Annotated in this window: 5 protein-coding genes; 2 read left to right on the forward strand and 3 right to left on the reverse strand. The window is 46.6% G+C overall.

All coding sequences use genetic code 11. The features are described 5' to 3' along the window. Positions 1–174: 174 nt before the first annotated feature. Positions 175–558: a CopG family ribbon-helix-helix protein gene (locus tag FJZ26_04485; GenBank protein MBM3229661.1), complete on the reverse strand. Its 384-nt coding sequence runs from the start codon at positions 556–558 to the stop codon at positions 175–177. A 137-nt stretch (positions 559–695) separates the two neighbouring features. Here FJZ26_04485 and FJZ26_04490 point away from each other — a divergent pair, with 137 nt between their 5' ends. Next, complete coding sequence (locus FJZ26_04490) at positions 696–1,028, forward strand: hypothetical protein (protein MBM3229662.1); 333 nt, start codon at positions 696–698, stop codon at positions 1,026–1,028. A 6-nt stretch (positions 1,029–1,034) separates the two neighbouring features. Continuing rightward, entirely contained in the window at positions 1,035–2,381 is a 1,347-nt protein-coding gene (locus FJZ26_04495; protein MBM3229663.1) for a hypothetical protein, read from the forward strand. 395 nt (positions 2,382–2,776) lie between these two features. Here FJZ26_04495 and FJZ26_04500 read toward each other — a convergent pair whose 3' ends face one another. Continuing rightward, positions 2,777–3,463, reverse strand: a complete 687-nt coding sequence (locus tag FJZ26_04500; GenBank protein ID MBM3229664.1) for a hypothetical protein — start codon at positions 3,461–3,463, stop codon at positions 2,777–2,779. After that, positions 3,456–4,058 carry a hypothetical protein gene (locus FJZ26_04505; protein MBM3229665.1) on the reverse strand — a complete coding sequence of 201 codons (603 nt, stop codon included), beginning with the start codon at positions 4,056–4,058 and terminating at the stop codon, positions 3,456–3,458. Before FJZ26_04505 ends, FJZ26_04500 begins: the two co-directional genes overlap by 8 nt. Positions 4,059–4,273: the final 215 nt, after the last annotated feature.

Raw genomic sequence — 4,273 nt, forward strand, 5'->3', positions numbered from 1 at the left:
TAGCCTCCGGTATTGTCAGCACAACTGCAAGCCCCCTGCAGCACTTGGCAGCGCATGACTTGCAGGAGTTGACAATTTCAAGTGAAATTCGCATAAACCAAACCACGCACTCCTATAATAACTCTTCATTTGTGGCGTCGCTTAACGAATAAGAAATAAAGCGCTTCAATACAATCACGGCAGTACAAGCTTGAGGTTTTCGATGCCCTTGTTTGACTGCATCTGCCCAACAAAGTCCTGTACTCGTTTGGCGTCGCCGTCCATGACGAAAATCTCGAGGCACTTGCCACCGCCCATGTCGCTGTGTATCTGCATGCCGATTATGTCCTCGAACTGGTGTTTTGCCCCGTTGGCCTTGTCCTCATCATCCTGCGAATGCACCACTAATAGAACTGCCTTGGTCTTGCCTTTCATTCTTTTTCTTTCATTGTTCTCAGATATGAGCTTCCGTATGCCTGCCCTTATTGCGTCAGAACGGCCCGAAAAATCAAGCTCCCGCTCAAGCTGTTTAAGCTCCTCAAGGGTTTTGTCATCCACCGAAACGCTGATTATTGGCATATTTTGGATTTTTTATTAACTTGCTTATAAAGAAATCCCCCAGATTTAATAATACTCCAATCTTGTTAAGAAATAGTTATAAATTAGTAATATATTAAAAATAACTAAAATCTTAATAACAAGCCACAGGTGATAGGATGATTGACACTATTCAAAAGAGTCAGAATAAGTCTGGCATCAATACAAGTCTGTTTGCAGGCAGAACATATCAGGATGTGAAGCTAAAAGGGCTAAAAACGAAGCTTGAAGCTCTTAACAAATTCTTCCACGAGAACAAGCCTGGCGGTGGCCACGACCACAAAACGCCCTCTTCCTCACAACTCCCGAAAATGCAACGGTTAAGGGTTGAGATAAGAGATGAAATGAAAAAGCTTTTAGTGGAAAAAGTGCCTACGCAGGAAATTGAGAAGCTTGTCAAGAAATTCTGCAAGCCAACAATCGACTTTCTAACCAATGGCACCTTAAGGTAATCTGATATGGCTGTACCAATCCAAGCAACCCCTCAAACAAAGGCTGTCGAGCATGCCGTGGCATCGGCTGGCCAGAAAAGCGTTTTTGCAGGAATGAAATCCAGGGTGGTCGAGAAGATACGGCAAACGCTGATCCCGCACCAGGCAGGGTGCAGCTGCGACGCTTGCAGCGGAAAGGCAAAGACGGATGCTACCAAGAGCCTGTTTTCCAGCATCGGGCAAGAGATGAAAACCAATCTGGATATGTATGGCCCTCATGAAACAGGGTGCAGCTGCGACGCTTGCAGCGGCAAGAACAAGGAGAAGGCCGTATTGGACCTGTTCCAGAGCATTTCGACAGAACGGATAACCCTTCCCCCTGCCGTCCTCTCAACGCAAGAAGCCAATGTCGTCCCGCAAGACAGCTCGTTTTTGAGGCCGAAAGATGCGTTTGTTATATCGCCGACGGCTCCAATAATCGCGCTGCCTGCCCAGGTGCAGCAACCCGCCTCCCAGCAGCTCAAGTTAGATTCGAGAATTGCGGAGACAACTGTATTTGACAGTTACGAGAGCCGAGACAGGAGAACCGATTATTCCAATCACACACCGGCAAAAAACATAGAATATTCTGGTTCTCACAGCAGCAAGAATTCCAAAAGCTCCAAACGATACGTAATAGGCCGCTACACTTACGAGGACATATTGGCGAGCGCTTGGCTGCGCAAAATGTACGGACATTTGGTGGGGCTTTCGCCAGCAGAGAACGAGCCTTCATGGCAGCGTGAAAGCGGCTTGGGAGCAGATAGAGAGGAACGAAGAGAAGCGGGCAAGAGCTGCAAGGATGATGGCTGGAAGCGCGACGACGGGAAAAAAGACGGCGGAAGCCAGCACAATGGGAAGGGTTCGAAGCAGGCGGAGGAAAAGCCGGTTGGCGGCAGGCAAGAAGACGGGAAAAAAGATGAAGGGGGATTCAAGAGTGGCAATGGAAAGAGGAAAGAAACAAAACAGCGGAAGGGGGCTGAAGAGAAAAAAATTGAGGATACCATGTACAAGCAGCTTTCAACTAGCGAAGAGAAGCCCGAGAAAATCGGCGCTGATCTAGAAAATGCCGAAGCAAGGAGTAGTGCAAAAACTCTCAGGCATCAGCGTCCCAGGAAAAATAAGCTTAGGAAAAGCTTGCGCATTGATTTTGCCGCCTTTACGAGGAAGCGCCTTAGGGTAATGGCGCATAGAAGGCTTGTGAGGCTCAGGCAAGCATTGCTTAGAAAAAAGATTCTCTTACTCTTGGCAATGAAAAAAGGCAAGAAAATTAGCAAGAAGGAGTTTCGCAAGCTGATACAACTTCTATTCAGAATCGATGCTTTGCTAGAATAATGGCGCCTAAGCCAGAGGCAATTGCGTGCATTTGCATTAGTTCACCCCAAGCAGAAGGGGTGATTTGCTGGAATTTGATTATCGACTGAAGTGCCTGAGGGCTGCCATAGCAGAAGACTGGCCAGAACTTGAGACAAATGAAGTAGACCGGGTACATGTTGTGCGTGTCAGGAAGGCTTCCTGCCAACTCTAAAACCTATATAAAACATGCTTGCCTTATTTACTAACGTGGCAGTGTCGCTTGGGGTTGTGTTTTAATCCCAAGCGGTGCCCCTACGACATGAAAAATGTCCACAATGGGGGTCGTGGCGTCAGCTTCGATGACAATACCAAGTAACAGTCATTTTTGCACTAGGACGTAAAATTTGGCAGAAAAGTTTATTTTCTGTTAAAAGTTATCCTTCTTCAATGCTTTCCAATATTTTCAGCCTTTTTTCAAATGCCGCAGGCTCCACATAGCCGAAAACCCCTCCCAAGTCTTTGCTGAACTCCTTGCCTGACACTTTTTGCATTATTTTCTTGTGTTGCACTCCTAAATCTATTCTTGAGGCAATATCTTCACCAACCCATTTCCAATCCCTTACCCTGTCGCATAGCATGAAAATATCTCGTATGTCAGTTCCTCGAGCAGAACAAAATTTCATAATAAAAAGTGAATCTGCATCAACTACTCGAATTTTCAGCTGCCCGGCAAACGTCTTTGCTGGAAGGGAATCAATTGATGAATGAGAAAAAATCCAGTCTGCAGCAAACGTTGTTCCTGACTGTCGGTCATGAACCTCTCCAACAAGCACGTCAAACGCAGCAATCATTCCAGGCAGAACTTCCTTTTCGTAGCGGGAGAAATTCACGTATGGCGAGTGTTTTGGAGGGGGCACGCGCACAAAACCAGAGGATAAAAGCGCGTTTCCTACATCTCGCAAGTCTTCTTCTTGCGTCACAAGGTCGCAGTCCACGGAAAAGCGGGGCAGTGCATAGGCATTCACTGCATAGCCGCCTATAACAACAATGTTGCACTTTGAGCTCACCATTACCTGCAAAGCACTGAAAATTTCCTTTTCACGTGCGGCAAATTTATCCATAACCCCGCCCATATTTTTCTTTCATGTATTCGTATGCATAAGAATGCATCTCATTTTTTTTTGCCTCTTCCATCGCCTCTTGCAGCGGCTCGACAGACAAGCCGTCTTTTTCAAATGCCTCCAGCTTTGCCACAGGCAAGAGTATAACAAACTCGCCGATGGAGGTTCCCCCTCCAACATACACGGGCACTCTCTTCGCTGCAAAGAAACCTTTCCAATACTCCAGGTCCTTGCGCAGTACCCTGATGAAATAGGGCGATCGCTCATAGCTTCGCTGTGTGTAGGAGTAATCACTCCACAACTCTATTGCGGAGAGTCCGGAAAAAGCATAGGATTTTTGCGCCTTCATCATCATTTCGGGCACCTTGAAATCCAACAGATGCCGGATTATCTTTCCAGGCTCATTACACACATAATTATGTCTATTGTGCTTTGTTATCCAGCCAGCATTCAACAGGATGGAAAATATTTTTTTCTTCATTGAACTGGAGAATATGAAATCCAGCTCCGACTGGGTGAAAGGGCGGGCTGCCCCAAAACGGTTGAAGAGCAGCGCGTATGCGCGCATGCCAACATATGGAATCTCTGAATACATAGTTACCTATTAGGTAACTAGCATTTTTAAGGGTTTTGGATGGCATTATTTGAGTGCGCCCAATTCCGTCACATCCCGCAAACCTTCTTTAACTTTGGGCAAGGCAATATTGAGCTATATAAAGGCGCATTGTTTAACTTGACAGCGTACGGAGGGGGTCGTGGCGTAACCTGGCAGCGCGGCAGGCTCCAGATTTGCAAAGCCGCTTTGGAAAA

The organism is Candidatus Parvarchaeota archaeon (genome assembly GCA_016866895.1).
Lineage (GTDB): Archaea > Micrarchaeota > Micrarchaeia > Anstonellales > VGKX01 > VGKX01.